The organism is Streptomyces bambusae (assembly GCF_020532645.1).
GTDB classification, from domain to species: domain Bacteria; phylum Actinomycetota; class Actinomycetes; order Streptomycetales; family Streptomycetaceae; genus Streptomyces; species Streptomyces bambusae.
On sequence record NZ_JAJAUZ010000022.1, the window covers coordinates 20,988 to 43,769 of the forward strand.

Below are 22,782 nucleotides of genomic sequence, written 5' to 3' on the forward strand. Positions count from 1 at the left end.
TGCTGTGACCCACAGCACCGGGCCCGTCCGCGTTAACCGGTACTAACCTTCCGGCATGACCATCTCTCTCGAAGTCTCCGAAGGCGTCGGCACCATCCGCCTGGACCGGCCGCCCATGAACGCGCTGGACATCGCCACCCAGGACCGGCTGCGCGAACTCGCCGTAGAGGCGACCGAGCGCGCCGACGTGCGCGCCGTGATCCTCTACGGCGGCGAGAAGGTGTTCGCGGCGGGCGCGGACATCAAGGAGATGCAGGTCATGGACCACGCGGCGATGATCGCCCGGTCCCGCGCCCTGCAGGACTCCTTCACCGCGGTGGCCCGCATCCCCAAGCCGGTCGTCGCCGCCGTCACCGGCTACGCCCTGGGCGGCGGCTGCGAGCTGGCCCTGTGCGCCGACTACCGGATCGCCGCCGACAACGCCAAGCTCGGCCAGCCGGAGATCCTGCTCGGCCTGATCCCCGGCGCCGGCGGCACTCAGCGGCTGTCCCGCCTGATCGGCCCCTCGAAGGCCAAGGACCTCATCTTCACGGGCCGCATGGTCAAGGCGGACGAGGCGCTGGCGCTCGGCCTGGTGGACCGGGTCGTCCCCGCCGCCGAGGTGTACGAGCAGGCGCACGCCTGGGCGGCCGGACTGGCGCAGGGTCCGGCGATCGCCCTGCGGGCGGCCAAGGAGTGCGTGGACGCCGGTCTGGAGGCCGACATCGACACCGGTCTGGCCATCGAACGCAACTGGTTCGCGGGCCTGTTCGCGACCGAGGACCGCGAGCGCGGCATGCGGAGCTTCGTCGAAGAGGGTCCGGGCAAGGCCAAGTTCGTCTGACGGCCGCGGCCCTCTGATTCCCCCCTGTGGGTGGCTTATCTCAGACTTAAAGGAACCTTAAGGAACGGTGGAGATCCACTCGCGGTAATGATCTGTGAACGGTGGGTCACCGCAGCTCAACCCTCGTTTCGGTCTGTGAAGATTGCCGACGGCATATGACAAATCGCCCCCTCGGAGCCGGTGGTTCCGGGGGGCGATTTCGTGCGGAACGGCCCGCGCGGGCCCGTCCGCCCTCCATGATGGGTGCATGGCGGGCCTGGAGGGTGTGGAGCAACCGCGGCAGCGCAGCAGCGCTTCCGCCGTACGGCTGACGGCGGCCCTTGAGGACGAACAGGGCCTGAAGGCAATCGAGTTGCACGGCAATCCGGCCGAGGCGGAGGTGACGCTGCCGTCCCGCCCGGAGTCCGCGCGGACCGCCCGCCGGCTCACCCAGTTCGTGGTGGTCCGGCAGTGGGGGCTGGGCGTCCAGATCGCCGAGCACGCGGTCTTACTCGTGTCCGAACTCGTCGGCAACGCCGTCCGGCACACCGGCGCGCGCTCCTTCGGTCTCCAGATGAGGCGCCGGCGCGGCTGGATCCGCGTCGAGGTGCGCGACCCTTCCCGCGGGCTGCCCTGCCTGCTGCCCGTGCACGAGCTGGACATCAGCGGGCGGGGCCTGTTCCTCGTGGACAAGCTGTCCGACCGGTGGGGCGCCGATCTGCTGCCCCGCGGCAAGCTCACCTGGTTCGAGATGCGGGTGGCCGACCGCCCCTGAGGCCCGCTGCCGCGCTGCCGGATACGCAGAAGCCCCCTGTCGCCGTGGTGGGGCGCTGCGGGGGCTTCGTGAGTGCGCCGAGGACCTGGGGGGGGTGTGGTCCTCGGCGGCTGAGGCGACCTCGCTCGGGTCAACGGGAAGTCGTGCCTCCGACTATGGCAGAAGACCGGCATGACGCCAAAAGTCCCTACTCGGACATAAGTGTGCATATAGTAAGAGTTTCTAGCTAAAATCTAGGTGAGATGGACCACTGGCCTCGCTTTCGATGAATAACTATGGGGTCGGGTGCGTGAATCGTTGATCGAATGAGGGGTGACGGTCCGGTCGAAAGACTCGGATGATGGTCCCGAATTGGGTCAATCATTACCTTTTGGGTGACCCGCCCCTTAAATGGGACGGTGCTCTGTTACCCGGACCGCCGGGCCGCCCTGCGTGCCGGTGCGGCGGTCGCCGCCGGGGCCCTCGCCGCAGCCTGCGGCCCGGGCCGCCGCACCGCGGCCCCGCCCGCCGCCACCGGCCCGGCCCGTCCGGCCGCCTCCGGTCCGCCGCCCGCCGCGCCCGCTCCCCGGGCCTTCCCCGGGCAGCCCGCGGAGATCGCCCACGGCCCCCGCGACCGCCCCCGGGTGGCCCTCACCTGCCACGGCAACGGCGACCCGGCCACCGCCCGCGCCGTGCTCGCCGAGGCCGAACGGGCCGGGGCCCGCCTGACGGTCCTCGCCGTCGGCAGCTGGCTGGACGCCCACCCGGAGCTGGCCCGCCGGATCCTCGACGGAGGCCACGAACTCGGCAACCACACCCAGCGCCACCTCGACATCTCCGCGATGCCCGAGGCCGACGCGTACGCCGAGATCACCGCCTGCGCCCGGCGGTTGCGCACCCTCACCGGTTCCATCGGCACCTGGTTCCGGCCGTCCCGCGCGCAGCACGCCACCCCGCTCGTGCGGACCCTGGCCCGGCGGGCCGGCTACCCGCACGTGCTGTCGTACGACGTCGACTCCCTCGACTTCACCTCGCCCGGCGCCGCGGCCGTCGTCCGCAACGCCACGGCCGCGGTGCGCCCGGGGTCGGTGGTGAGCCTGCACTTCGGCTACACCGACACGGTCGACGCCATGCCCGCCCTGCTCGACGAACTCGCGCGCCGCGGACTGCGCGCGGTGACCACCACGGAGCTGCTGACCTCATGACGACCACCCGCCTTCCCCGGAAGGCCACCGTGCTCCTCGCCGGACTGGTCCTCGCCGCCCTGGCCGGCTGCGGGGCCGCCGAGAAGGGTGCCCCCGAGGCCGCGGGCACCCGCGGCGCGGCCCGCCCGGCCCGCGCCGAGGCCGTGCCCGCCGCCCCGCCCGGGCTGCCCGGGATGCCCCCGGTGCTCGACCCGAAGGACGTGTACGCGGCCGACCGGCCGAACCGGCTGTCGCCCGTGGTCAAGGACTTCCCGTCCCGGGTCTACGTCCCCAACACCAACTCGAACACCGTCTCCGTCATCGACCCGGTGACGTACAAGGTCGTCGAGACCATCCCGGTCGGCGTCCAGCCGCAGCACGTGGTGCCGTCGTGGGACCTGAAGACCCTGTGGGTCAACAACAACCGGGGCCACACCCTCACCCCCATCGACCCGGCCACCGGCAAGGCCGGCAAGCCGGTCGAGGTGCACGACCCGTACAACCTGTACTTCACGCCGAACGGCAAGTACGCGGTGGTCATGGCCTCGATGGACAAGGAGCTGGTGTTCCGCGACCCGCACACCATGGACCGGGTCAAGACCGTGCCGGTGTCCTGCTTCGGCGTCAACCACGCCGACTTCTCCGCGGACGGCCGGTACTTCGTCGTCTCGTGCGAGTTCTCCGGCGAACTGCTCAAGGTCGACACGGAGAAGATGGAGGTCGTCGGCCAGCAGAAGCTGCCGTTCAAGGGCGCCATGCCGCAGGACGTGAAGATCTCCCCGGACGGGAAGACGTTCTACATCGCCGACATGATGGCCCACGGCATGTGGGTCCTCGACGGCGCCCGGTTCACCACCCCGACGCTGCTGCCGACCGGCAAGGGCTGCCACGGCCTCTACGTGAGCCGTGACTCGAAGGAGATGTACGTCTCCAACCGCGGCGAGGGCACCGTCTCCGTCTTCGACTTCGGGGCGAACCGGCTGACGAAGAAGTGGCACCTGCCGGACGGCGGCAGCCCCGACATGGGCGGCGTCTCCGCCGACGGCAAGGTGCTGTGGCTCTCCGGACGCTACGACTCCGAGGTGTACGCGATCGACACCCGGACCGGGAAGCAGCTGGCGCGGATCCCCGTCGGCGGCGGCCCGCACGGCCTGGCCGTGTACCCGCAGCCCGGCCGCTACTCGCTCGGCCACACCGGCATCTTCCGCTGACCCGGCCACGGCACCGCCGGCCGGGCGGTGCACGGCGGCGCCCCGGGGATTCCCGTCCCCGGGGCGCCGCCCGTTCCTCACCAGGCGACCGGGAGCCGCTCCGGAAGCCGCTTGATGAAGCCCGTACGCCAGACCAGGTTCTCCGCCGGCACCGCGAGCCGCAGCCCGGGCAGCCGCTCGACCAGCACCTCCAGCGCGATCTCGGCGTGCACCCGGCCCAGCGCGGACGCCGGGCAGAAGTGCCGGCCGGCCCCGAACGACAGGTGCGGACCGGCCTCCCGCTCCAGGTCGAGCCGGTCGGGGTCCTCGAACACCGCGGGGTCGAAGTTGGCGCCCTCCACGAGCACGAGGACCAGCTCACCCGCCTTCACCCGCACCTCGCCCACCTGCACGTCGGCCATCGCCAGCCGCGGCAGCGCGTCGCCGATGGACAGGTTCCAGCGCAGCAGCTCGTCGACGGCCCGGCCCATCCGCTCGGGGTGCGCCCGCAGGTAGCCGATCAGCTCCGGCCGCTGCAGCAGCGCGAGCACCGCGAGCACCAGGAACGACGAGGTGGAGATCGCGCCCGCGCCGAACAGCGACACGGCGACGGTGGCGAACATGTCGTCCGTCAGGTGCGCCGACTCCGGGTCCGCCTCCTTCAGCCCGGCGAACCGGCCGAGCAGCCCGGTCCGCTCCGCCTCCGGGCGGGCCAGCTGCGCGTTCAGCTGCGCGGCGAAGTAGCCGACGTCCTTGTACCAGTTGAGCGTGGAGTCGGCGAACGGCTCGGCCGCCGTCATGAACGCGACGTCCAGCCCCGCCATCAGCCGCCGCCAGTCCTCGAACGGCGAGCCCAGCACCTCGCAGTGCAGGGCCGCCGAGAACGGGTCGGCGAAGCCGGCGCGCAGGTCGGCGGGACCGCCCTCGGCCTCCAGGGCGTCGAGCAGGCCGTGCGCGGCGGTCCGCAGGAAGTCCTGCAGGCCCGGCTGCCGCGGGTTCAGGGACTTCATGACCGCGCTGCGCAGCCCCGCGCTGTTGATGTTGCCCATGTTGTTGACGACCTCGGGCGGGATCGTCAGTGCGTACTGCCGGGGGACGCCCGCGTTCGCGGTGTCCTTGAGGCTGAACCGCTCGTCCTCCAGCACCTGCTTGGCCAGCGCATGGCTGCTCACCAGCCAGGCGGAGTCCCCGGTCAGGGTGCGGACCCGGGCCACCGGGGCCTTCTCGCGCAGCCAGGAGCACTCCGCGGGGAGCACGTCGCCGCGGCGGGAGAGGGGGAAGTCGACGAGGGGCGCGTCGGCCCCCGCGGTCTCAAGCTGCTCGACGCTCATCGGCGGTCCTTTCCCGTGCGGGTGCTGCGGGTGCTGCGGTTGCGGTGGCCGCCGCGGAGCCTGCGGAGGCATCCGGGGCTTCGGGGCGTACGACGGCGTACGCCTGGTTGCGGGTGGCGCGCAGGCCGCCGCCGCGGGCGTAGAGCACCTCGGTCAGCGGCATGGTGACGTGGTACGCCGACACCGAGGAGGGCACGTCCAGAATGCTCGGGGTGTCCAGGAAGAAAGGCAGCTCGGCGGCAATGTAATCGAAACAGACCTGTAGCTGTTCGTCCGTGATGGATTCACCGTCCGGCACCTTGGACCCGACGAAGTGCAAGGCCATCCTCTCGCAGCCCTTGCGGAATTCGTCATCGGATTCCAGGAAATGCAGCACGCGGCGGTGCAGTAGTTTGTACACCTCGTTGTCCTGGAATTCCGAGAGTGCTCTCACCCGGATCTCGGCGTGCGGGCTGCCCGATTCCTCCACGCCTTTGAGGATCCTGCGCCGTACCGCCTTGATCTCCTTGGCGGCACGCTTGCCGGCGTGCTCGCGGGTGTAGCCGAATGCCGCGAACATCCGGTCTACGTGGAGGTCTGCGTAGACGAAGTCGACCTGTGCGAAGCGTTCGGTGGCCCACTGGGCGAGCCCGGCTATCCGGTCGGCACTGAAGTAGCTGTTGCCGGGGCTCACGCCGATCAGCACATGGTCGCCGTCTTCCCAGATATGACGGCAGGTACGGGTGAAGGGCAGGACCTCGAATGATGGCTCAAACGAAGTGTCGTTATTGATCGTCACGTAGGTGATCGCCCTTGTTGCCGCTTGTCCCTGGGAGCCCTGCGCTCCTGGTGTGGCGGCAATGCCGATAAGTTATCGCGCGGCGCCGGAGGGTGACAAGTGGGGTTCCGATTTCTTGGCCGGAATTACCTGTTCCGCATTACGCGCGGGTAATGGGAATACCGGTCGGACGCTCGGCCGCACCCCCGGGCACCCGGCGCGCCGCGGCGCCGCTACCCTGAGCCGGTCAGCAAGCACCAAGAAGGGGTGGATCCCAGTGGCGGACATCGAGAGCGCGCGTGAGACCTTCGGCCGGTTCGACCAGAACGGCGACGGGTTCGTGACGGCCGACGAGTTCAAGAAGGCCATGGCTCAGATGGGCGACCCGTTCGTCACCGGCCCCGTGGCCGAGGCGGTCATCGCGTCCAAGGACGCGAACCACGACGGCCTGCTGAGCTTCGACGAGTTCTGGGCCGCGCTGAACAAGTGACGCGCCCGCGGAGCCCCCGGCGGCGGAGGCCGCCGGGGGCTCCGGCACGCCCGGCCCCTCAGGCCGTCTCCCGCGTCCCGGCGGCCTCCGCCGCCTCCAGCGCCTCGACCTCGGTGAGCGCCTCCTCCAGCCAGTGCAGCCAGAACGACTCCAGCGCCGTCCCGCCGTGCAGCACCAGCCGCCGCAGCCGGTCCTCGGGCGCGTTGCGGGCCGGCGGGAAGTCCCGCTCCTCGATGGCCTCGTACTCGGCCAGCTGCCGCCGGTGCAGCTCCAGATGGCGCCGCAGCTCCGCGCCGAGTCCCTGCGGGCCCACCACGCCCGCCGCCCGCAGCCGCAGGAGCAGCGGGTCCCGGATCTGCTTGGGGTCCTGGCTCTCGCCCACCCACCGGCGCAGCTCCGCCCGTCCCGCCGCCAGCACCTCGAACTCCTTCTTCTGCCCGCGCGCCGGCTGCGCGCTGGGCAGCACCCGGATCAGCCCGGCCTCCTCCAGCTTCCCCAGCTCGCGGTAGATCTGCTGGTGCGTGGCCGACCAGAAGTAACCGATCGACCTGTCGAACCGCCGGGTCAGCTCCAGCCCCGACGAGGGCTTCTCCAGCAGGGCGGTGAGGATGGCGTGCGGCAGCGACATGCCGCCATCGTAGGGGCGCACCCCCGCCGCCCCGCCGGGCCCTCAGGTCCCCGCCGTCACCCATGCCGCCAGCGCCTCCGGAGTGGCCGGGCCCGGGGCGTCCGCCGCCAGCAGGCCGCGGGCCCGGAGGAACGCGGCCACCGCCGGCGCCCAGGCCGGCCGCAGCCGGGCCGCCGCCAGCAGCTCCGCATCGGCCAGCAGCTCCCGCGCCGGCCCGACCCGCAGCCCGTCCGGGCCCAGCACCGCCGCGTCGTCGGCCCAGCGCACCGCCAGCTCCACGTCGTGCGTGGACATCACCACCGTGGTCCCCAGCGCCCGCAGCCCTTCCAGGGCCGCCAGCAGCCGCTCCTGGCCGTCCGGGTCCAGCCCGGCGGTCGGCTCGTCGAGGATCAGCACCCGCGGCCGCATCGCCACCGCGCCCGCGATCGCCGCCCGCTTGCGCTGCCCGTACGACAGCAGGTGCGTGGGCCGGTCCCGCAGCTCCGTGATGTCCAGGGCCGCCAGTGCGCCGTCGACCCGCTCCCGCACCTCCCCGTCCGGCAGCCCGAGGTTCAGCGGCCCGAACGACACGTCCTGCTCGACGGAGGCCGCGAACAGCTGGTCGTCCGGGTCCTGCACGACCAGCTGGACCGAAGTCCGCAGCCGCGTCAGCCCCTTCCGGTCGTGCCGCACCGGCTCCCCGTCGAGCAGCAGCCGCCCCGAGCCCGGCCGCAGCCCGCCGCTCAGCAGCCGCAGCAGCGTCGTCTTGCCGCCGCCGTTGCGCCCCAGCAGCGCCAGCGACCGCCCCGCCGGGATCCCGAACGACACCCCGGAGAGCACCTCGGGCCCGTCCTCGTAGGCGAACCCCGCCCCGACCAGTTCCACGAGCGGTTTCACGACCAGAGGCCTTTCAGTACGAGGGTGAGGGTGACCACGGCGGCCAGCAGGGCCCCGGACGCCGCCAGGAAGCGGCCCGAGACCGCGGCGGGCGGCAGGAGCACGCGCAGGGTGCCGTCGTAACCGCGGCCCGCCAGACCCGCCTGCATCCGTCCGGCGCGGTCGAAGGCCCGGACGAACACGGTGGCGCCCTGACCGGCCAGCGAGCGCCAGACCGCGGCCCGGCCGGTGGTGCCCAGCCGGGCCGCCTGCGCCTGCCGGACCTGCGCCAGCGAGTCCAGCAGCAGGAAGCCGATCCGGTACATCACCAGCGCCACGTCCACCACGGGCGCCGGCACCCCGGCCCGCACCAGCCGCGGCAGCACGTCCGACACCGGGGTGGTGAACGCGAACAGCAGCACGCCCAGCGAACCGGCCGAGGTCCGCAGCAGCAGCTCGGCCGCCTGCCGGGGCCCGCCGGGCGCCAGGGCGAACAGCCCGCCCGGGCCGCCGACCTGCACCAGCAGCGGCAGCGCGCCCGTGAAGCAGAAGCCCAGCGGGATCCGGAACGCCCGCCACAGCTGCCGCGGCGCCACCCCGGCCGGGCCCAGCAGGACCACCAGGGTGGCGGCCGCGGTGACCGGGCCGCCGGGCCACGGCGGCAGGCACAGCGCGGCCACCGTCAGGCCCAGCCCCAGCAGGGCCTTCTCCAGCGGGTGCCGGCCGCGCCAGCGGCTGCCGTGGGCGGCCGCGTCGATGGGCAGCACCGGCTACTGCTCCGGATCGGCGGGCTCCGGCGCCGCCACGGCTGCCACCGCCCGCGCCTCGCCCTGGCGGCGGCCGCGCCGCAGCCCGAAGTAGTACGCGAGGACGCCCGCGCCCAGCGCCGCCTGGAGTGCGAACAGCGCCGACTCGATCTCGCCGGACGGCGGTTCGTACAGGGGCGAGAACCACGGCTCGTAATCCGGGTCCAGCTCGGTGATGGCCGCCTCCGCCTGCGCGTCGGCGCCGGCGAACGGCTCCTCCTTGCCCTCCCCCAGGCCGAGCGCGAGCGGGAGCACCGCGAGCGCCGCAACCAGCAGCAGGAGCAGGGTGTTGATCTTCGCGTTACGGCTCATCGGGCCACCGCCTCCGTGCCGTTGGTGCCGGCGGCCTTCGGGGCGAGCACCCCGAGCCGGGTCAGGTCCGCCTTGCTGGACTGGGTCAGCAGCCGCATCACCAGGACCGTCAGCAGGCCCTCGCTGACCGCGAGCGGGATCTGGGTCACCGCGAAGATGCCGCCGAACTTGGCGAGCGCGCCCGCGAACCCGCTGCCCGGGTCCGGGAACGCCATCGCCAGCTGGACGCTGGTGACGCAGTACGTCACCAGGTCGGCGAAGAACGCGCCGAAGAACACCGACACCATCAGCGGGGCGCCGGCGCGGCGCAGCAGCCGGTAGACCCCGTATCCCGCCCAGGGCCCGGCGATCGCCATCGAGAAGACGTTCGCGCCGAGGGTGGTCAGGCCGCCGTGTGCGAGCAGCAGGGCCTGGAACAGCAGGGTGATGGTGCCCAGCACCGCCATGATGGGCGGCCGGAACAGCACGGCGCCCAGGCCCGTTCCGGTGGGGTGCGAGCAACTGCCCGTCACCGACGGGATCTTCAGGGCGGACAGGACGAACGTGAACGCGCCCGACGCGCCGAGCAGCAGGGTGCTCTCCGGGTTCTCCCTGACCTCGCGGGTCAGGGCGCGTACCCCGTGGACGACGAAGGGGGCGGACGCGGCGCCCCAGGCGGCCGCGTGCAGCGGGGGCAGGAAGCCCTCGGCTATATGCATGAGTGGGGGAGACCTCTCCAGCACCTCGTGGATGGACGACGCGCCCCGGCCGGTCTCCTGGCTCACGGGTGCTGCCGCCCTGGCTCCGCCTTCCCGGGCCGCGCGGTCTCCCGCATCGGCCCAGTGGCTTCCCGCAGGAGTGGAGCCGGACTTCCCGATCACAGTGGCGAGGGCCGCACCGGTTTCCCACCGGTTTCCCGTACACCAAGGCCAGATGACCCTAGTCGCCCCCGTCCGCCGGATACAACCCGGCCTGTGCCGGGGCAGGAACGCCGAAGGGGCGGCGGACCGGACCGGTCCGCCGCCCCTTCCGCCCGTGCGTACGGGTCCGGGCGCGGGTGTCAGCAGACGTTGGCGTGCTTGACGTCCATGACCCAGCGCTCCGGGTTGTGCAGCTTGAAGGTCTTGAACTCGGGCCTGGTGTTGAAGGCGGCCCCGAAAGTCACGTACCCCTCGAAGTCGCCGGTGAGCGCCAGCCCCTTGAGCTTGGGCAGGTTGATCTTCTTGAGCCTGGGACCCTTGTAGACCGACTGGCCTTCGTCGTTGTGGGCTTGAGCCGGGTTCAGCCGGATCTCCAGGAAGTAGCGGCCGGGCAGCGGCACCGGCTTGCCGGAGCCGTCGTAGACCAGCTTGGCCACCCGCTTGACGGTGACGGTCGGGATGTAGCCCTTGATGTCGACGACGACCCGGTCGAAGGTGCAGTGGCCGCCGTACCGGGCGTTCACCACGAGCGGGGTCTGGGTCTGCGCGACGGGTCCGCTCGCGCGCGGTGCCGCGGCCGGAGCGGCGGCGGAGGCCGGGGCCGCGAGTGCGACGCCGGCGGTGAGCAGCACGCCCGTGGCGACGGCCACGAGGCGCTGGCGGCGGATGGAACGGTGAGTCATGTCGACCCCCGGATCTCCTGAGGCGGGGACAGTGCTGTCACCAAGGGAGACACCCGCCGAACCCGGACGGTTGCACCGAACGGGTGAGGAAACGGCGCGGGGCCCGGGCGGCGGCCCGGGCCCCGCGCGGGCTCAGCACTCGATGACGTTGACCGCGAGACCGCCGCGGGCGGTCTCCTTGTACTTGACCTTCATGTCGTCGCCGGTTTCCTTCATGGTCTTGATGACCTTGTCGAGGGAGACCTTGTGGCTGCCGTCGCCGCGCATCGCCATGCGGGCCGCGGTCACGGCCTTCACAGCGGCCATGCCGTTGCGCTCGATGCACGGGATCTGCACCAGGCCGCCGACCGGGTCGCAGGTCAGGCCCAGGTTGTGCTCCATGCCGATCTCGGCCGCGTTCTCCACCTGCTGCGGGGTGCCGCCCAGCACCTCGGCGAGGGCGCCCGCCGCCATCGAGCAGGCCGAGCCGACCTCGCCCTGGCAGCCGACCTCGGCGCCGGAGATGGACGCGTTCTCCTTGAACAGCATGCCGATCGCGCCCGCGGCCAGCAGGAAGCGCACCACGCCGTCCTCGTCGGCGCCCGGCACGAAGTTCACGTAGTAGTGCAGCACGGCCGGCAGGACGCCCGCGGCGCCGTTGGTGGGGGCCGTCACGACCCGGCCGCCGGCCGCGTTCTCCTCGTTCACGGCCATCGCGTAGATCGTCGTCCACTCGCTGCGGTGCAGCAGCGGGTCGCCCTCGGTGCGCAGCTGGCGCGCGGTGGCCGCGGCGCGGCGCTTGACGCGCAGGCCGCCGGGGAGGATGCCCTCGCGGGACATGCCGCGCTGCACGCAGGCCTGCATGACCCGCCAGATCTCCAGCAGGCCCTCGCGGATCTCCTCCTCGGTCCGCCAGGCCTTCTCGTTCTCCAGCATCAGAGAGGAGATCGACAGGCCGGTCTCCTGGGTCAGGCGCAGCATCTCGTCACCGGTGCGGAAGGGGTACTTCAGCACGGTGTCGTCGAGCTTGATCCGGTCCTCGCCGACCGCGTCCTCGTCCACGACGAAGCCGCCGCCGACCGAGTAGTACGTCTTCTCCAGCAGCGGCGCGCCGGTCTCGTCGTACGCGAAGAGGGTCATGCCGTTGGCGTGGTACGGCAGCGAGCGGCGGCGGTGCAGGATCAGCTGGCTCGACTCGTCGAACGCGATCTCGTGAGCGTCCCCTATCTCGGCGCCGAGCAGCCGCAGCCGGCCGCTCTGCCGGATCCGCTCGACCTCCTCGTCGGCCTTCTCCACGTCCACGGTCCGGGGGGAGTGGCCTTCCAGGCCCAGCAGGACGGCCTTCGGCGTGCCGTGGCCGTGCCCGGTGGCGCCGAGCGAGCCGAACAGCTCGGCCCGCACCGAGGCGGTCTGCGCGAGCGCCCCGTCCTTCTTGAGGCGGTTCACGAACATGCGCGCCGCCCGCATCGGGCCCACGGTGTGGGAGGAGGACGGGCCGATGCCGATGGAGAAGAGATCGAATACGGAGATGGCCACGTCGGACTCCCTTGTCGTTGCGTGGGGTGGAGAGGGGAGGGCAGGAGAGGGGATGTGTACGGATTTTGTCCGACAGACGAGCCTAACCTGCCGAAGTGAACAGGCGGTCGGACGGAGGTCGAGAGGCGGCGGATTACCGGTGACAACGTGTGCGGAGTCACGTTCCGGAGGCGGGGGCGGACCCGCGTCCCGGCATGTGGACGCCGCTGCCGTCCGCGCGTGAAAAAGGGTCCGGCCGGGTGTGGAACACGGCCGGACCCTCCTTCGGGCCGTTGCCTACAGCGACGGGTACAGCGGGTGCTTCGCGGCCAGCGCGGACACGCGGGCCTTCAGCGCCTCGCCGTCGTACGACGGCTTCAGCGCCTCGGCGATGACGTCGGCGACCTCGGTGAAGTCCTCGGTGCCGAAGCCGCGGGTGGCCAGGGCCGGGGTGCCGATCCGCAGGCCCGAGGTGACCATCGGGGGCCGCGGGTCGTTCGGGATGGCGTTCCGGTTGACCGTGATGCCGATCTCGTGGAGGCGGTCCTCGGCCTGCTGGCCGTCCAGCTCCGAGTTGCGCAGGTCCACCAGGACCAGGTGCACGTCGGTGCCGCCGGAGAGGACGTCCACGCCCACGGCCTTGACGTCGTCCTGGACCAGGCGCTCGGCGATGATCTTCGCGCCGGCCAGGGTGCGCTCCTGGCGCTCCTTGAACTCCGGCGAGCCGGCGACCTTGAAGGACACCGCCTTGGCCGCGATCACGTGCTCCAGCGGGCCGCCCTGCTGGCCCGGGAAGACCGCAGAGTTGATCTTCTTGGCCAGCTCCTGCGTGGACAGGATGACACCGCCGCGCGGACCGCCGAGGGTCTTGTGCGTGGTGGTGGTGACGACGTGGGCGTGCGGCACCGGGTTCGGGTGCAGGCCCGCGGCCACCAGGCCGGCGAAGTGCGCCATGTCGACCATCAGGTACGCGCCGACCTCGTCCGCGATGCGGCGGAAGGCGGCGAAGTCCAGCTGGCGCGGGTACGCGGACCAGCCGGCGACGATCAGCTGCGGCTTGGACTCCTTGGCGAGGCGCTCGACCTCGGCCATGTCGACCTGGCCGTCCTCGCCGACGTGGTACGGGACCACGTTGTAGAGCTTGCCGGAGAAGTTGATCTTCATGCCGTGGGTCAGGTGACCGCCGTGGGCCAGGTTCAGGCCCATGATCGTGTCGCCCGGCTTCAGCAGCGCGAACATCGCGGCGGCGTTGGCCTGCGCGCCCGAGTGGGGCTGCACGTTGGCGGCCTCGGCGCCGAAGAGGGCCTTGATGCGGTCGATCGCGATCTGCTCGACCACGTCGACGTGCTCGCAGCCGCCGTAGTAGCGGCGGCCCGGGTAGCCCTCGGCGTACTTGTTGGTCAGGACCGAGCCCTGGGCCTCCATGACGGCGACCGGAGCGAAGTTCTCCGACGCGATCATTTCCAGGGTCGACTGCTGGCGGAGCAGCTCGGCGTCGACGGCGGCGGCGACGTCCGGGTCCAGCTCGTGCAGCGGAGTGTTCAGAACGGACATGGGTTCTCCCTGGTCTCGGTCAGCCCGCGAGCTGGGTGTACTCGTCGGCGGAGAGCAGGTCGGCCGGCTCGTCCGTGACGCGCACCTTGAACAGCCAGCCGCCCTCGAAGGGGGCCGAGTTCACGAGGGACGGGTCGGAGACGACGTCCTCGTTGATCTCGGTGACCTCACCGGAGACGGGGGAGTACAGGTCGCTGACGGACTTGGTCGACTCCAGCTCGCCGCACTCCTCGCCGGCGGTCACGGTCGAGCCGACCTCGGGGAGCTGGGCGTAGACGACGTCACCGAGCGCGTTGGCCGCGAACTCGGTGATGCCGATCGTGGCGACGCCGTCCTCGGCGGCCGACAGCCACTCGTGCTCCTTGCTGTAACGCAGCTGCTGGGGGTTGCTCATGGCCTGATTCTCCTGGATGCGGTGGCGTGCTGATGAACAGTGGTCTTGCAGGGTGAGACGGCGGCCGGCGGCGCCGGCGTCACTTCTGCCGCTTGTAGAACGGCAGGGCGACGACCTCGTACGCCTCATGCGTACCGCGGATGTCGACGCCGACGCCGGAGGTGCCCGCTTCGGCGTGGGCCGCGTCGACGTAGGCGATGGCGATCGGCTTGCCCAGCGTCGGGGACGGGGCGCCGGAGGTGACCTCGCCGACGACCTCGCCGCCGGCCACGACGGAGAAGCCGGCGCGCGGGACGCGGCGGCCCTCGGCGATCAGACCGACCAGCTTGCGCGGCGGGTTGGTCGCGGCGCGCTCGGCGGCCGCCTCCAGGGCCGCACGGCCCACGAAGTCGCCCTCCTTCTCGAACTTCACGACCCGGCCCAGACCCGCGTCGAACGGGGTCAGGGAGGTGGTCAGCTCGTGCCCGTACAGCGGCATGCCCGCCTCCAGGCGCAGCGTGTCGCGGCAGGACAGGCCGGCCGGGACCAGACCGGCGGCCTCGCCGGCCTTGGTCAGGGCCTCCCACAGCTCCACGGCGTGCTCGGGCTTGATGAACAGCTCGAAGCCGTCCTCGCCGGTGTAGCCGGTGCGCGCGATCAGCGCCGGCACGCCCGCGACGGTGCCCGGCAGGCCCGCGTAGTACTTCAGGTTGTCCAGGTCGGCGTCGGTCAGCGACTTCACGATGCCGGGGGACTCCGGACCCTGCACGGCGATCAGCGCGTACGCGTCCCGGTCGTCGCGGACCTCGGCGTCGAAGCCCGCCGCGCGCTCGGTGACGGCGTCGAGCACGACCTGCGCGTTGGAGGCGTTCGCCACGACCATGTACTCGGTCTCGCCGAGGCGGTAGACGATCAGGTCGTCGAGGATGCCGCCGTCCTCCTGGCAGATCATCGTGTAGCGGGCGCGGCCCACGCCGATGGTGCCGATGTTGCCGACGAGCGCGTAGTCCAGGACCTTCACGGCCTCCGGGCCGGTGACGGTGATCTCGCCCATGTGCGACAGGTCGAAGAGGCCGGCCTTCGTGCGGACGGCGTTGTGCTCGTCGCGCTCGCTGCCGTACCGCAGCGGCATGTCCCAGCCGGCGAAGTCGGTCATCGTCGCGCCGAGGGCGCGGTGCACGGCGTCAAGGGCGGTCAGACGCGGGGTGTTCGTCATAAGGCTGGCTCTCCAAGGCAGGTCCCGGGCGGGGCGAAGGACTTTCCTCCCCATCTGTCATCGGAACCTGAGAGGTTCATCACGACCGAACATGCGTACGGAAGTGACTTGCACCTTGGGTGGAGCCGGCGGCCTTGGCGGCCGGGCGGCCCGCTTTTCAGATGTGCCTCGCCCGCGCGGTACGGGGCCTGAGAGATTCAAGGGAGGGACTTGCTCCTTCGGCGTCCGCGGCCGACCGTGTGACACACGGCGTCCGGGGAACTCTCCCGCGCAGATTCAAGCGGCCTTTATGCAGTTGGTCCCACAGCGTGGCGCGGACATCATTGCACGGGCCCCATCCGGGCCGGAACCACGGGCGGCGCATTACCGTCTCTTTACACTCAACGGGCATGGGTCGGACGACCCGATCCGGGGGAGGCGAAGACCATGCGGAGATTCGGAGTTCTCACGGGTACGAGCAGTACGGGCGCCGCGGGCGGAGTACCGGCCCAGCCGGGCGCCCGCGAGCGCGAGGCCCTGGCAGCGCCCAGGGCCGCCCCCGCCGTGCCCGGACGCGTCCGGGACCTGCGCGGGCTCGGCGGCCGCGGTCCGGCCCGGCTGCACTTCGGCGCCGGCGACGTCGTCGTCGTGTCCGGCCTGCCCGGCAGCGGCAAGAGCACCCTCATCAAGCGGACCGTGCAGGTCCGCGGCATCGACTCCCAGGACGTCCGCGAGCGGTGGGAGCGCCGGATGCCCGCCGGCCTGCCGTACGGCGCCTACCGGCCCCTGGTGCGGTTCGCCCACTACGCGGGCCTGTGGCGGGCCCTGCGCTCCGGCGAGAGCCTCGTCGTGCACGACTGCGGCACCCAGGCCTGGGTCCGCGGCCTGCTGGCCCGCGCCGCCCGCCGCCGCGGCCGCGACCTGCACCTCCTGCTCCTCGACGCCACCCCCGAAGAGGCGCTGTCCGGCCAGGCGGCCCGCGGCCGCGGCGTCTCCGGCTACGCCTTCCACCGCCACCGCACCACCGTGGCCCGGCTCCTCGGCGCCGCCGAGCAGGGCCGGCTGCCCGCGGGCTGCGCCTCCGCGGTCCTCGTCGACCGCCCGGCCGCCGGCCGGCTGACCGCCCTGGAGTTCACCGGACGCCCCGCCGTCTGACGCCGAGGGGCCGCCCTCCGGGCGACGACAGGCGCGTGACGACAGGCCCTAGGATCATCGGACCGGAAGCGGGGAAAGGGCGCGGTGATCATGCAGGACGGGACGTACGGCACGGGGGCGGAGGTCCTCGGTGACGGCTGGCCCTCGAACGAGCTGGAGGAGGCCCTCGCCGCCTCCCTCGGGAACCCGGCCGCGGGCGGCCGGCTGCTGGAGGTCCTCGGCCGCAGCCAGGTCTGGATCCCGCTGCCCGGCGGCGGCAGCCCCGACAGCACCGACCTGGACCTGCCCACCATGGACATCGGCGGCGCCGCGTACGTGCCCGTCTTCAGCTCCCGGCAGCAGCTCGCCGGCTGCGCGGGCCCGCACATGGCGTTCGCCGTCGCCCCGGCCGTCGAGTTCGCCCGCGGGCTGCCCCCGCAGCTGGGCATCGCCGTCAACCCGGAGGGCACCATCGGCCTGCCGCTGCCGCCGGAGGCCGTGGCCGAGCTGTGCCGGGCCGGCCGCACCGCGCTCGACGGCCCCGCCACCGGAGGCCGGGTCCGGCTCTTCGAGCCGGACTGGCAGGAGGACCCGGTGGACTTCCTGACCGCCGCCGCGGAGGAGTTCCGGGCCACCGGCGTGGTCGCCGCCGCCCACCGCTGCCTCGCCAGCGTCGAGGGCGGCGACCCGGTCCTGTTCGTCGGCGTCCGCTTCACCGGCTGGGAGTCCGCCGACACCAACGCCCCGATGGAGGCCCTCTCCCGGGCCCTGGGCCGGACACAGCCGCCCTGGCCGGTCAACCTGCTGCTGCTCGACGCCGCCCAGGACCCGGTGGCCGACTGGATGACGCAACACGTCCGCCCCTTCTACCTGCCGTAGCCGCCTTTAAGCTGGTTACATTTCCTGGCCGCACCTCGATGCTGCGGACGGTCGGGCATGCGGGACGACGGGCGGACGAGGACGAAGAGGGGTACCGGGTGAGTGCGTCAGGCACGGCCGCGGCAGGGCAGGTCGAGCACATGCTGCGCCAGGTGACGCCCGGGCGCTACGACAGCTACGAGGCGCTGCTGCACGCCCTCGCCGAGGGCCGGCTGTGGATGCTGCTGTGGCACGGGCAGCCCGGCTCGCCCGAGGCCCAGTACGGCGGCATGGAGGTGGACGGGCTCGGCTACGTGCCGTGCGTGACCTCCCCGCAGGAACTGTCCGCGAGCGGCTGGGGACGCGCCGTCGAGGTGGCCGGCGGCCGGGACGTCGCCCGCGCCCTCTACCCCGACCGCTGGGGCATCTGGCTGAACCCGCACGCCCAGGGCGGCGGCGTCGGCATCCCGTGGGCCGACCTGCGGCGCATCGCCACCGGCCTGGACCGGATGCCCGCCGGGCCGCTGCGGCTGTCCGAGCCGGCCATCGAGCTCCCGCAGTTCTACGCCCTGCTCTCGCAGCACGCGCACCGCACCCCGGCCGTACGCGCCCTGCGCCGCGCCTGGGTGCAGCCCTCGGTGGGCACCCCGTACCTGGCGATCGGGCTGGACCTCTACGACGGCTCCGGCGCGGCCGTGGAGTCCGCCCGCGAGATGATGCGGCAGGCCGTCGGGGCCGTGCCCGAAGGGCTGCCGGTGTCCACCGTGGCCCTCGCCGACGAGCACGACCCGGTCGCGATGTGGCTGCGCTCCCAGGCCCGTCCGTTCTACGACCGCGAGGCACACGCCCCGGCGTACTGACCCGGCGCGCCCTGATCCGGCGCGCATGGCCGGACAGGACTCAGTCGTCGGCCGCCGACAGCAGCCGGCTCGCCAGGGCCGTGCGCCGGTGCAGCATCCAGCGGCCCGAGCGCTGCGAGGTGACCAGCCGGGTCCGGCGCAGCACCCCCAGGTGCTGGCTGACCGCCGCCGCGCTCATGTTCAGGTAGGCGGCGAGCTGGGTTGTGGACGCCGGCAGGTCCAGATGGGCCAGTAGGGCCGCACGGCTGCGCCCGAGCAGGTCCCCGAGCGGCTCGGTGTCCGCCTGCGCGGTGCCCTCCCACAGCGTGCCGATGCCGCGCGGCGCGTAGCCGAGGGCCGGCTGGTACGGCTCGTTGTGCAGCACCGACAGGTGCGGCCAGGCGAACACGCAGGGCACCAGCACCAGTCCGCTGCCGCTGGCGTCCCGGAACGCCCGGTGGCCCGGCTTGTCGATCAGCAGCCGGTCGCCGGTGAACGAGGCCTGCGGGTGCAGGTCGGCGAAGACCCGGTCCAGCCCGCCCGCGGTCAGCAGCGCGGAGCGGTGGGCGAGGTCGGCGTCGTGCAGGGCCCGGATCCGCGGCCACACCGGCGCCAGGGCGGCCTCCCAGTACGCGGCGAGGGACTCCGCGAGGGCGGCCAGGCCGGCCGCGGGGTCCTCGTACAGCGGGCGCAGCGGCTCCGGGAGTTCGGGGCGGCCGTCGCGGAGTTCGTCGAGGGAGCGGCGGACCTGCTCGGGCCCGGTGGCGGCGACCGCGGCCAGCTCGTCGGCGAAGACGCCGGTCAGCCGCTCGGGCGGGGGCGCGAGGAAGTCCGGCAGGAAGCGCGGGCCGCCGGCGAGGGCGGTCAGCACCCGCAGGTCGAGGCCTTCGACCCGGGGCCGGGCCAGCGCCACCCACGGCCGGTGCACCGCCGGCCGCCGGGTGCCGGCGAGCACGGGAATGCTGTGCACCAGCTCCTCCATCGGGGAGCGGGCGAACCGGATGCGGGAGAGATCGCTGGCGGCGAGCCGTATCTCGATCACCGGCGGAGCATAGGCCGCGCCGCCCGGCCGGGCAACGGCTGCGCGGGGTGCGGGCGGCGGCCGTGGATTAAGCGGTGGCGAAATCGTGGTGCCGCGGCGGGCCGCCGCCGCATGGTTTCGGTCGGGACGGGCTCGCACAGCCGTACGGAGCCGCACCACTCGGTGCGGGCCGTGCGGGCGGCCGTACCGCCTCTGGAGCACCACCGCAGCCGACCGGGAGGAACACCGATGCACCCCGTACGCGCCGCCCCGCGGACCCGCCGGGCAGGGTCCGGATCGTGGGCAGAGTGTCTCAAAACGAATGGGCGGCGAAATGTCCGCACCCCCCAATTCACCTCGGCAAAAGACGGGTTGGGGTCAATGTCCGATCCGCGCCGAACGGCCGCTCTTGCACCGCTGAGCCGATCGTCGCGTTCGGATAACGGAAGACATCAGGCCACATCACGGTTGCGCATCCATTCCCCGGCAGGTCTGGCGGGTGATCCGGAGCCCGTTGAAGACTCCCCCCACCGAAGGCCGGTCAATCCCGTAACCACCAGCTCTTCCGGTGCACTTCAGAAGCAATTCGCACCATAGCGACACCGATGTGAACCAAGCCGCTACAGCGGCGGGCATGGGCCGGCCATCGTCGGCCGAGAGGGGTCCCCACCACGATGACGGCATCACTGGACGACACGAACACGGACGAGCCCGCAGCCGTCGTTGCCGCCGACAAGCCGCAGAAGGCGATCGAGGGACGTTCCCCGTGGAAGATCGCGTGGACCCGGCTGAAGCGTGACAAGGTCGCGCTGGCGGGCGGTGTCGTCGTGCTCCTGCTGATCCTCGTCGCGATCTTCGCGCCGTTGATCGTCAAGGCCTTCGGCCACCCGCCGGAGGAACTGCACGAGGACCTGCTGGACCCGCTGCTGGGTCTCCCGCTGGGCGACTACGGCGGCATCAGCAAGGACTTCCTGCTGGGCATCGAGCCGGTCAACGGCCGCGACGTCTTCAGCCGGATCGTCTACGGCGCCCGGATCTCGCTCCTGGTGGCCTTCCTGTCCGCCTTCGTCGCGGTCAGCCTCGGCACCGTCTTCGGCGTCATGGCCGGCTACTTCGGCGGCTGGGTCGACGCGGCCATCAGCCGGGTCATGGACCTGCTCCTGGCCTTCCCGCAGCTCCTCTTCATCATCGCGCTGATCTCGGTCATCCCGAGCCGGCTGTGGGGCTTCGAGGGTTCGGGCCTGCGGATCGGCGTCCTGGTGCTGGTCATCGGCTTCTTCGGCTGGCCGTACATCGGACGCATCGTCCGCGGCCAGACGCTGTCGCTGCGCGAGCGCGAGTACGTCGAGGCCGCACGGAGCCTCGGTGCGGGCCGGGCGTACATCCTCTTCCGTGAGCTGCTTCCCAACCTGGTGGCGCCGATCACCGTCTACACGACGCTGATGATCCCCACCAACGTGCTGACCGAGGCCGCGCTCAGCTTCCTCGGTGTCGGCGTCAAGCCGCCGACTCCGTCCTGGGGGGAGACCCTCGCGACGGCCGTGCGCACGTACCAGGACGATCCGCTCTTCATGATCTTCCCTGGCGTGGCGATCTTCATCACCGTGCTGGCGTTCAACCTCTTCGGCGACGGCGTCCGGGACGCCCTCGACCCCAAGGGCTCGCGCTAGCACACCGCAGGAAAACCGGAACATCGGCTCCAGAGGCCGGAACTACAACGGAGGTTGCGAGCATCGTGACTACCCACCGCACGTCCAAGCGCAGGCTTGCCGCTGGCACGGCAGTCGTGCTCGCGGCCATGCTGACGGCGACCGCCTGTGGCGGCGACGAGGGCAAGGAAGGCAACAAGCCGCAGGGCAAGGGCACCTTCAACGCCGGCATCAACAAGGTGTCGAACCCGTCGGACAAGAAGGGTGGCGAGCTGAAGTTCGTCGGCACCCAGGACGCCGACTCGTGGGACCCGCAGCGCGGTTACTACGGCTTCATGTGGGACTTCTCCCGCTACTACACCCGTCAGCTCGTGTCCTTCGCGCCGGCCCCCGGCCAGGGCAGCACCGAGCTGGTTCCGGACCTCGCGGCCGCCCTGCCGGAGATCTCCCCGGACGGCAAGTCCTACAAGTTCACCCTCAAGGACAACGTGACCTGGGAGGACGGCTCGCCCGTCACCGCCCAGGACATCAAGTACGGCATCGAGCGCACCTGGGCCCAGGACGTCATCTCCGGCGGCCCGGTCTACCTGATGCAGGTCCTGGACCCGAAGTCCGAGTACAAGGGCCCCTACAAGGACAAGTCTGCCGACAAGCTCGGCCTGAAGGCCATCGAGACCCCGGACGCGAAGACCATCGTCTTCAAGCTTCCGAAGGCCAACGGTGACTTCCTGCAGATGCTGGCCATGCCGGCGGCCTCCCCGGTCAAGAAGGAGAAGGACACCGCGGCCAAGTACGGCCTGAAGCCCTTCTCCAACGGCCCGTACAAGATCGACTCGTACGAGCCCAACAAGAGCATGAAGCTCTCCCGCAACACCAACTACAAGCCCGAGTCGGACAAGATCCGCAAGGCCCTGCCGGACACCATCTCGGTCACGTTCATGGCGAACGCTGACGACATGGACAAGCGCCTGATGAACGGGGAGTTCGACCTCGACATCAACGCGACCGGCATCGGCCAGGCCGCCCGTGCCACCGCCATCCGCGAGCACAAGGGCAACCTGGACAACGGCCAGACCGGCTTCATCCGCTACGCGGTGTTCCCGCAGACGGTCAAGCCGTTCGACAACATCGACTGCCGCAAGGCCGTCATCTACGCGGCCGACAAGAAGTCCCTGCAGACCGCCCGCGGCGGCCCGCAGGCCGGTGGCGACATCGCCCCGAACATGCTCCCGCTGGGCATCAAGGGCTCCGACGGCTCCTACGACCCGTACGGCGTGCTGCAGAACGACGGCAAGCCGAACGTGGAGAAGGCCAAGGAGCACCTGAAGGCCTGCGGCCAGGAGAAGGGCTTCAAGACCACCATCGCGGTCCGCAACAACAAGCCCGCCGAGATCGCCACCGCCGTCTCGCTCCAGAACGCCCTGAAGCAGGTCGGCATCGAGGCCGACGTCGACCAGTTCGACGGCGCCCAGACGTCCGGCATCATCGGTTCGCCGAAGGTCGTCAAGGACAAGGGCTACGGCATCATCATCATGGGCTGGGGCGCCGACTTCCCGACCGGTCAGGGCTTCTCGCAGCCGCTGGTCGACGGTCGCTTCATCCTGCAGAGCGGCAACAACAACTTCTCCGAGCTCAACGACCCCGCCATCAACAAGCTGTTCGATGACGCGATCGCCGAGACGGACGCCGACAAGGCCGGCGCCATCTACAAGCAGATGAACCAGAAGGTCTCCGAGGCCGCGGTCTACCTGCCCTTCGTCTTCGACAAGACGATCTCGTGGCGCTCCGACCGCCTGACGAACGCCTACACCACCGACGCCTACAACGGCCGGTACGACTACGCCTCGCTCGGCGTCGTCAAGTAACCACCAGTCAGTTCCAGTTCCAGTGCCACACCCGCTAGGCACGAAGGGCAGGTGATGGCCGCGGCGACGGCTTGGGGGTGCGCTCCAGAAGGGCGCACCCCCGGGCCGC

General features: G+C 71.6%; 23 protein-coding genes and 3 riboswitches. Of the genes, 10 read left to right on the forward strand and 13 right to left on the reverse strand.

The annotated features are described in order from the left end of the window. The first annotated feature begins 55 nt into the window (after positions 1 to 55). The 4 genes from LG634_RS17315 to LG634_RS17330 all read left to right on the forward strand — a co-directional run bounded on the left by LG634_RS17315 (position 56) and on the right by LG634_RS17330 (position 3,951). Complete coding sequence (locus tag LG634_RS17315; RefSeq protein WP_226734738.1) at positions 56 to 823, forward strand: enoyl-CoA hydratase/isomerase family protein; 768 nt, start codon at positions 56 to 58, stop codon at positions 821 to 823. Between the two features lie 142 nt (positions 824 to 965). Continuing rightward, complete coding sequence (locus LG634_RS17320) at positions 966 to 1,577, forward strand: ATP-binding protein (protein WP_264203239.1); 612 nt, start codon at positions 966 to 968, stop codon at positions 1,575 to 1,577. A 398-nt stretch (positions 1,578 to 1,975) separates the two neighbouring features. Beyond that, on the forward strand, positions 1,976 to 2,761 hold the full coding sequence (locus LG634_RS17325; protein WP_226734739.1) for a polysaccharide deacetylase family protein: 786 nt from the start codon (positions 1,976 to 1,978) through the stop codon (positions 2,759 to 2,761). Next, positions 2,758 to 3,951 carry a YncE family protein gene (locus LG634_RS17330; RefSeq protein ID WP_226734740.1) on the forward strand — a complete coding sequence of 398 codons (1,194 nt, stop codon included), beginning with the start codon at positions 2,758 to 2,760 and terminating at the stop codon, positions 3,949 to 3,951. The genes LG634_RS17325 and LG634_RS17330 overlap by 4 nt, the downstream gene beginning before the upstream one ends. A 77-nt stretch (positions 3,952 to 4,028) precedes the next feature. On the opposite strand, the gene LG634_RS17335 is transcribed toward LG634_RS17330, so the two are convergent. Further along, positions 4,029 to 5,261, reverse strand: a complete 1,233-nt coding sequence (locus tag LG634_RS17335; protein WP_226734741.1) for a cytochrome P450 — start codon at positions 5,259 to 5,261, stop codon at positions 4,029 to 4,031. Then, the gene (locus LG634_RS17340) at positions 5,242 to 6,039 is read right to left on the reverse strand and encodes a tRNA-dependent cyclodipeptide synthase (protein ID WP_226734742.1); all 798 of its coding nucleotides are present in this window, start codon (positions 6,037 to 6,039) and stop codon (positions 5,242 to 5,244) included. The genes LG634_RS17335 and LG634_RS17340 overlap by 20 nt, the downstream gene beginning before the upstream one ends. A gap of 256 nt (positions 6,040 to 6,295) precedes the next feature. Here LG634_RS17340 and LG634_RS17345 point away from each other — a divergent pair, with 256 nt between their 5' ends. Continuing rightward, entirely contained in the window at positions 6,296 to 6,508 is a 213-nt protein-coding gene (locus LG634_RS17345) for an EF-hand domain-containing protein (RefSeq protein ID WP_226734743.1), read from the forward strand. A gap of 58 nt (positions 6,509 to 6,566) precedes the next feature. On the opposite strand, the gene LG634_RS17350 is transcribed toward LG634_RS17345, so the two are convergent. The 10 genes from LG634_RS17350 to gcvT form a co-directional block, all read right to left on the reverse strand. Next, a complete protein-coding gene (locus tag LG634_RS17350; protein WP_226734744.1) occupies positions 6,567 to 7,136 on the reverse strand; it encodes a PadR family transcriptional regulator in 570 nt (189 codons plus the stop codon). Positions 7,137 to 7,178: 42 nt separating this feature from the next. Further along, complete coding sequence (locus tag LG634_RS17355; RefSeq protein ID WP_226734813.1) at positions 7,179 to 8,018, reverse strand: ATP-binding cassette domain-containing protein; 840 nt, start codon at positions 8,016 to 8,018, stop codon at positions 7,179 to 7,181. Next, the gene (gene cbiQ / locus LG634_RS17360) at positions 8,009 to 8,758 is read right to left on the reverse strand and encodes a cobalt ECF transporter T component CbiQ (RefSeq protein WP_226734745.1); all 750 of its coding nucleotides are present in this window, start codon (positions 8,756 to 8,758) and stop codon (positions 8,009 to 8,011) included. Before cbiQ ends, LG634_RS17355 begins: the two co-directional genes overlap by 10 nt. Before the next feature lie 3 nt (positions 8,759 to 8,761). Next, entirely contained in the window at positions 8,762 to 9,109 is a 348-nt protein-coding gene (locus tag LG634_RS17365) for an energy-coupling factor ABC transporter substrate-binding protein (protein ID WP_226734746.1), read from the reverse strand. After that, on the reverse strand, positions 9,106 to 9,807 hold the full coding sequence (locus LG634_RS17370) for an energy-coupling factor ABC transporter permease (protein WP_226734747.1): 702 nt from the start codon (positions 9,805 to 9,807) through the stop codon (positions 9,106 to 9,108). Before LG634_RS17370 ends, LG634_RS17365 begins: the two co-directional genes overlap by 4 nt. A 30-nt stretch (positions 9,808 to 9,837) precedes the next feature. Beyond that, positions 9,838 to 10,031, reverse strand: a riboswitch (cobalamin riboswitch). A 117-nt stretch (positions 10,032 to 10,148) separates the two neighbouring features. After that, a complete protein-coding gene (locus tag LG634_RS17375; protein WP_226734748.1) occupies positions 10,149 to 10,691 on the reverse strand; it encodes an AMIN-like domain-containing (lipo)protein in 543 nt (180 codons plus the stop codon). A 132-nt stretch (positions 10,692 to 10,823) separates the two neighbouring features. Next, a complete protein-coding gene (locus LG634_RS17380; protein WP_226734749.1) occupies positions 10,824 to 12,206 on the reverse strand; it encodes an L-serine ammonia-lyase in 1,383 nt (460 codons plus the stop codon). 276 nt (positions 12,207 to 12,482) lie between these two features. Next, complete coding sequence (gene glyA, locus LG634_RS17385) at positions 12,483 to 13,739, reverse strand: serine hydroxymethyltransferase (RefSeq protein WP_226734750.1); 1,257 nt, start codon at positions 13,737 to 13,739, stop codon at positions 12,483 to 12,485. 19 nt (positions 13,740 to 13,758) lie between these two features. Then, entirely contained in the window at positions 13,759 to 14,133 is a 375-nt protein-coding gene (gcvH, locus tag LG634_RS17390) for a glycine cleavage system protein GcvH (RefSeq protein ID WP_226734751.1), read from the reverse strand. 79 nt (positions 14,134 to 14,212) lie between these two features. Beyond that, a complete protein-coding gene (gene gcvT, locus LG634_RS17395) occupies positions 14,213 to 15,328 on the reverse strand; it encodes a glycine cleavage system aminomethyltransferase GcvT (RefSeq protein WP_226734752.1) in 1,116 nt (371 codons plus the stop codon). Positions 15,329 to 15,372: 44 nt separating this feature from the next. Then, positions 15,373 to 15,495: riboswitch (glycine riboswitch) on the reverse strand. Then, positions 15,496 to 15,607, reverse strand: a riboswitch (glycine riboswitch). Positions 15,608 to 15,754: 147 nt separating this feature from the next. Here gcvT and LG634_RS17400 point away from each other — a divergent pair. The 3 genes from LG634_RS17400 to LG634_RS17410 all read left to right on the forward strand — a co-directional run bounded on the left by LG634_RS17400 (position 15,755) and on the right by LG634_RS17410 (position 18,159). Then, entirely contained in the window at positions 15,755 to 16,462 is a 708-nt protein-coding gene (locus tag LG634_RS17400; protein WP_226734753.1) for an AAA family ATPase, read from the forward strand. 90 nt (positions 16,463 to 16,552) lie between these two features. Then, positions 16,553 to 17,320, forward strand: a complete 768-nt coding sequence (locus LG634_RS17405; RefSeq protein WP_226734814.1) for an enhanced serine sensitivity protein SseB — start codon at positions 16,553 to 16,555, stop codon at positions 17,318 to 17,320. 98 nt (positions 17,321 to 17,418) lie between these two features. Next, a complete protein-coding gene (locus LG634_RS17410; protein WP_226734754.1) occupies positions 17,419 to 18,159 on the forward strand; it encodes an enhanced serine sensitivity protein SseB C-terminal domain-containing protein in 741 nt (246 codons plus the stop codon). A 40-nt stretch (positions 18,160 to 18,199) separates the two neighbouring features. On the opposite strand, the gene LG634_RS17415 is transcribed toward LG634_RS17410, so the two are convergent. Continuing rightward, positions 18,200 to 19,180: an ArsR/SmtB family transcription factor gene (locus LG634_RS17415; RefSeq protein ID WP_226734755.1), complete on the reverse strand. Its 981-nt coding sequence runs from the start codon at positions 19,178 to 19,180 to the stop codon at positions 18,200 to 18,202. Between the two features lie 653 nt (positions 19,181 to 19,833). On the opposite strand from LG634_RS17415, the gene LG634_RS17420 reads away from it, so the two are divergent. Together LG634_RS17420 and LG634_RS17425 are read left to right on the forward strand one after the other, a co-directional pair. Continuing rightward, entirely contained in the window at positions 19,834 to 20,829 is a 996-nt protein-coding gene (locus LG634_RS17420; RefSeq protein ID WP_226734756.1) for an ABC transporter permease, read from the forward strand. Positions 20,830 to 20,894: 65 nt separating this feature from the next. Beyond that, positions 20,895 to 22,673 carry an ABC transporter substrate-binding protein gene (locus LG634_RS17425; protein WP_226734757.1) on the forward strand — a complete coding sequence of 593 codons (1,779 nt, stop codon included), beginning with the start codon at positions 20,895 to 20,897 and terminating at the stop codon, positions 22,671 to 22,673. The last annotated feature ends 109 nt before the right edge of the window (positions 22,674 to 22,782 follow it).

Bases quoted from the DNA above. Each gene is read 5' to 3' on its own strand.
- gcvH (WP_226734751.1), bottom strand. From the start codon at position 14,133: ATGAGCAACCCCCAGCAGCTGCGTTACAGCAAGGAGCACGAGTGGCTG.
- LG634_RS17315 (WP_226734738.1), top strand. From the start codon at position 56: ATGACCATCTCTCTCGAAGTCTCCGAAGGCGTCGGCACCATCCGCCTG.
- LG634_RS17400 (WP_226734753.1), top strand. From the start codon at position 15,755: ATGCGGAGATTCGGAGTTCTCACGGGTACGAGCAGTACGGGCGCCGCG.
- LG634_RS17375 (WP_226734748.1), bottom strand. From the start codon at position 10,691: ATGACTCACCGTTCCATCCGCCGCCAGCGCCTCGTGGCCGTCGCCACG.
- LG634_RS17335 (WP_226734741.1), bottom strand. From the start codon at position 5,261: ATGAGCGTCGAGCAGCTTGAGACCGCGGGGGCCGACGCGCCCCTCGTC.
- LG634_RS17370 (WP_226734747.1), bottom strand. From the start codon at position 9,807: ATGCATATAGCCGAGGGCTTCCTGCCCCCGCTGCACGCGGCCGCCTGG.
- glyA (WP_226734750.1), bottom strand. From the start codon at position 13,739: ATGTCCGTTCTGAACACTCCGCTGCACGAGCTGGACCCGGACGTCGCC.
- LG634_RS17420 (WP_226734756.1), top strand. From the start codon at position 19,834: ATGACGGCATCACTGGACGACACGAACACGGACGAGCCCGCAGCCGTC.
- gcvT (WP_226734752.1), bottom strand. From the start codon at position 15,328: ATGACGAACACCCCGCGTCTGACCGCCCTTGACGCCGTGCACCGCGCC.
- LG634_RS17365 (WP_226734746.1), bottom strand. From the start codon at position 9,109: ATGAGCCGTAACGCGAAGATCAACACCCTGCTCCTGCTGCTGGTTGCG.
- LG634_RS17405 (WP_226734814.1), top strand. From the start codon at position 16,553: ATGCAGGACGGGACGTACGGCACGGGGGCGGAGGTCCTCGGTGACGGC.
- LG634_RS17330 (WP_226734740.1), top strand. From the start codon at position 2,758: ATGACGACCACCCGCCTTCCCCGGAAGGCCACCGTGCTCCTCGCCGGA.
- LG634_RS17350 (WP_226734744.1), bottom strand. From the start codon at position 7,136: ATGTCGCTGCCGCACGCCATCCTCACCGCCCTGCTGGAGAAGCCCTCG.